The sequence below is a fragment of the Phenylobacterium sp. genome, from assembly GCF_046590535.1.
Lineage (GTDB): Bacteria > Pseudomonadota > Alphaproteobacteria > Caulobacterales > Caulobacteraceae > Phenylobacterium.
Genome location: NZ_JBKJTG010000241.1, coordinates 1 through 4038 on the forward strand (window position 1 = coordinate 1; position 4038 = coordinate 4038).

Annotated in this window: 2 protein-coding genes and 1 pseudogene; 2 read left to right on the forward strand and 1 reads right to left on the reverse strand. The window is 70.3% G+C overall.

Annotated features, from left to right (window positions below; genetic code table 11):
- A pseudogene (locus tag ACLL81_RS15050) lies at positions 1 to 328 on the forward strand (DNA topoisomerase IV subunit A); the annotation flags it as partial.
- Positions 329 to 941: 613 nt separating this feature from the next.
- Here ACLL81_RS15050 and ACLL81_RS15055 read toward each other — a convergent pair.
- On the reverse strand, positions 942 to 1877 hold the full coding sequence (locus ACLL81_RS15055) for a DUF808 domain-containing protein (RefSeq protein ID WP_411289175.1): 936 nt from the start codon (positions 1875 to 1877) through the stop codon (positions 942 to 944).
- Positions 1878 to 2068: 191 nt separating this feature from the next.
- Here ACLL81_RS15055 and ACLL81_RS15060 point away from each other — a divergent pair.
- The coding region (locus ACLL81_RS15060) for a penicillin acylase family protein (RefSeq protein WP_411289176.1) at positions 2069 to 4038 on the forward strand (1970 nt) is incomplete at its 3' end.

Below are 4038 nucleotides of genomic sequence, written 5' to 3' on the forward strand. Positions count from 1 at the left end.
CAATGTCGGCGCCAAGGGCGCGGCCTTCGCCATGCCGGCGACGGGCGACCACCTCGGCGTCATCGGCGACAACGGCAAGATCCTGATCTTCCCGACAGCCGAACTGCCGGAGATGCCCCGGGGCAAGGGCGTCAAGCTGCAGGCCTACCGCGAAGGCGGCCTGCGCGACGCCACCCTGTTCAACGCCGACGACGGCGCGACCTGGACCACCTCGGACGGCCGCACGCGGGTGTGGGCGGAGTGGCGGGAGTGGTTGGGGCGGCGGGCCGCGGCGGGCAAGGTGGCGCCCAAGGGCTTCCCGGCGACGAAGCGGTTTCGGCCGGGGTAGGATGATGGCAGTCCCTAGTTCTCTCCAATGAGGTTGATCTGGTCCGGTGTGGCGCCGCCAAGCTTTGCTAGTTGCTGCCATGCCGCATCGGCTTGGTCCGCCTGATCGCCCAGATGAGCCACATAACTCTCCGAGAGGCCCTGAGATCTCGCGAGAAACTCCAACCTTTCGCACTCGTGAAGGGCTCCCTCCGCAAGCAACTGAAGATTGTGTAGAGCGCCCAGAGCCGCTGCGTCGCCAAGTCGGTGGACGGGGAAGTCCCGCACCGCGCGCACGCCGGTCTGCACTAGGAAACGGGGGATGGAGAAAGCCGGATTGGGGGAGTCACGTTCTATTTCGGCAGCTCGATGCAGCGTCCGAACCGCACCAGCAGCAATGGCACCCGCCCCAGCCACGGCCTGGAGCAACTCGAGTTTCTGGCGGCTGGCTGCGCGATGCCGAAACCACTCCGGCGCAAGGACGGCGAGCAGTGCAAGGGCGAGGGAAAGAGGGGTGATAACCGCTTGAACCCACGCCGCTGTGCCAGGGTGGGCCTCCGCCCAGCAAATCAGGGCCAGTTCGACACAATCACGATCGGCCAGCTGGCTAGAAAGGCCCCCAAGGACATCCAACGCTAATGCCCACCCTTCTTCGGCACGAAGTGCATCACGCCCGCGACCACCCCGCCCACCACCAGGCCCAGCAGGGCTGAGGCCAGGGCGAAGGCGGCCCAGGCGGTGAAGGCGCCGATGCCGGGGACGGCGCCGGCCCAGTGTTCGAGGGCCTCCACCCAGGCGTGGGTGGGCCCGACGTTGAAGCGTTCCAGGCCGTGGACCAGGATGCCGCCGCCGACCCACAGCATGGCCGCGGTGCCCACCTTGGTGAGCAGGTCCAGGCTTACCGGCATCATCTTCACCAGGCCGCGGCCCAGGCTCTGCTTCCAGGGGGTGCTGCGCCGGGAGAGGTGCAGGCCGATGTCGTCCATCTTCACGATCAGGGCGACGACGCCATAGACGCCAATGGTGATCAGCAGGCCGACGATGGCCAGGGCGCCGGCCTGGACGGCCAGGGGCCGGTCGGCCACGTCGGCCAGGGCGATGGCCATGATCTCGCCGGACAGGATCAGGTCGGTGCGGATGGCCCCGGCCACCTTCTGTTTCTCCAGGTCCGCGGAGCTCAGCGCCAGCTCGTCCACTTGGGGGGTGTCGTCGTGCGGGGTGACCGCCTCGATGATCTTTTCGGTGGCCTCGAAGCACAGGTAGGCGCCGCCCAGCATCAGGATCGGCGTCACCGCCCAGGGGGCGAAGGCGGAGAGCAGCAGGGCGCCGGGCAGCAGCAAGAAGAACTTGTTGCGCAGGGAGCCCATCGCGATCTTGGCGACGATGGGCAGCTCGCGGTCGGGCGTGAAGCCCATGGCGTAGCCGGGGGTGACGGCGGTGTCGTCCACCACCACGCCCACGGCCTTGGTCCCGGCCTTGCCGGCGGCGCTGGCCATGTCGTCGAGGGAGGCGGCGGCGATCTTGGCGATGCCGGCGACATCATCCAGCAAGGCGACCAGGCCGGACGACATCGGCGAACCTCAGGGCAGGCGGGGCAGGCAAGGCGCCCCGCCCCGACCTACAGGCGCGGGGGCCCGGCGACAACCGCGACGGGGACGCGCCAAACGGGCGGTGGCGCGAGGCGGCCGGGTGACTTAGCCTTCGCCGGACGAGCCCGCCGCATTTCACGACGGCGGGCCTTAAGGGCAGGGCGGGAAGCGACATGCGTAGAGCTATATGGCTGGGTGCGGCGCTGGCGGCGCTGGCGGTGGGCGCCCAGGCGCAGCCCTATCGCGCGGAGGTCACCCGCACCGCCTATGGCGCGCCGCACGTCACCGCGGCCAACTACGGCGGGCTGGGCTATGGCGCGGGCTATGCGGCGGCGCAGGACAACTTCTGCGACTTCGCCGAGCGGACGCTGACGGTGAACGGCCAGCGGGCCATGTTCCTGGGCGCCGGCGACAAGGACGCCAATATCGTCAGCGACCTCTATCACCGCGCGGTTGTGCAGTCGGGCCGGCTGGAGGCCCTGCTGGCGGGAGACAGCGCCCGGCGGGGCGGCCACCGGCCCTCGGCGGACGCCCGGGCCCTGGTGCGCGGCTATGTGGCGGGGATCAACCGCTATGTGCGCGACACCGGCGTGGCCAACCTGCCGGACCCCCGTTGCCGCGGCGCGGCCTGGGTGCGGGTCTATGACGAGGCCGACTACTGGCGCAGCCAGGTGGCGGGCCAGCAGCCCACCCTGATGGCCGGGGTGGCCGGCGCGGCGCCCCCCGGCGTGCCCGACCTGACAGCCCCCCAGCGCCCCGAGCGATCGCCGGCGCCGGAAGGCCAGGGCAGCAATGCCTATGCCCTGGGCCGGGAGGTGACCAAGTCGGGCCGCGGCGTGCTGCTGGGCAATCCGCACTATCCCTGGGACGGCATCAACCGCTTCACGCGGATGCACCTGATCATCCCGGGCAAGCTGAACATCGTCGGCGCCGGCCTGCAGAACAGCCCGACCATCGGCATCGGCCACAACCAGTGGGTCGCCTGGACGCACACGGTCTCCACCGCCAGGCGGTTTGGGCTTTATGAGCTGAAGCTCGATCCCAGCGATCCCACCGCCTACCTCTACGAGGGCCGCTCGGTCCCGATGACCAAGACGCCGGTGACCGTGCAGGTGAAGACCCCGCAGGGCCTGGCGGCGGTGACCCGCACGGCCTACGCCACCCGCTTCGGGCCCGTGGTGGAGACGCCCGCCAATCCGTGGACCGCCACCCAGGCGTTCGCGGTGCGCGACGCGCCGGTGAACCTGCGCGGCATCGACCAGTACCTGGCCATGTGGCAGGCGCGCAATGTGCGCCAGCTAGCCGCAGCGCTCTCCCGTTTCCAGGCGGCGGGCTTCAACACCACGGCGGTGGACGCCGGGGGCGAGGCCTTCTACGGCGACATCGGCCCCTTGCCCTATGTCACCGACGCCCAGGCCGCCGAATGCGCGGTCTCCGACCTGGGGCGCAGCATGTGGAAGGACAACCGCGTCCCGGTCCTGGACGGCTCGCGCGCCGCCTGCGAATGGGGCTCGGACCGCCGCGCGGCCACGGCGGGCATCTATCCGCCCCAGGCCCTGCCGCAGATCTTCCGCTCCGACTACACCAGCAACTCCAACGACAGCTACTGGCTGACCAACCCCAACCAGCCGCTGGAGGGCTTCGGCCGGATCTTCGGCGACGAGCGCACCACGCGCTCGCTACGCACCCGGCTCAGCCTGATGCAGATCGACGACCGGGTGGCCGGGACAGATGGGCTGGGACCAGCCAAGTTCGACCTGGCCAGCGTGCAGGGCGTGCTCTACGGCAACCGCAACCTGGGCGCGGAGCTGACCCGCGACGCCCTGGTGGCGCTCTGCCGGCGGGGCGCGGCGGGGCCGCATCCTGAGCTGGCCGAGGCCTGCCGGGCGCTGGACGCCTGGGACCTGCGGGTCAACCTGGACAGCCGCGGCGCCCACGTCTTCCGCCTGTTCGCCGACAAGGGCGGGCTGAAGTTCAAGGTCCCGTTCGATCCCGGCGATCCCATGCGCACGCCCAACACCCTCGACGTGGACGACCCTAAGGTGATGACGGCCCTGGTCTGCACGGCGGCCAGCGGCGCATCCATGGGGATTTTCAGGTCGCGCAGCTGCTTCACTGCGTCGACCAGGGCCGTCATCACCTT

Excerpts from the sequence above, each read along its gene's own strand:
- ACLL81_RS15055 (WP_411289175.1), bottom strand. The coding sequence starts at position 1,877 with ATGTCGTCCGGCCTGGTCGCCTTGCTGGATGATGTCGCCGGCATCGCC.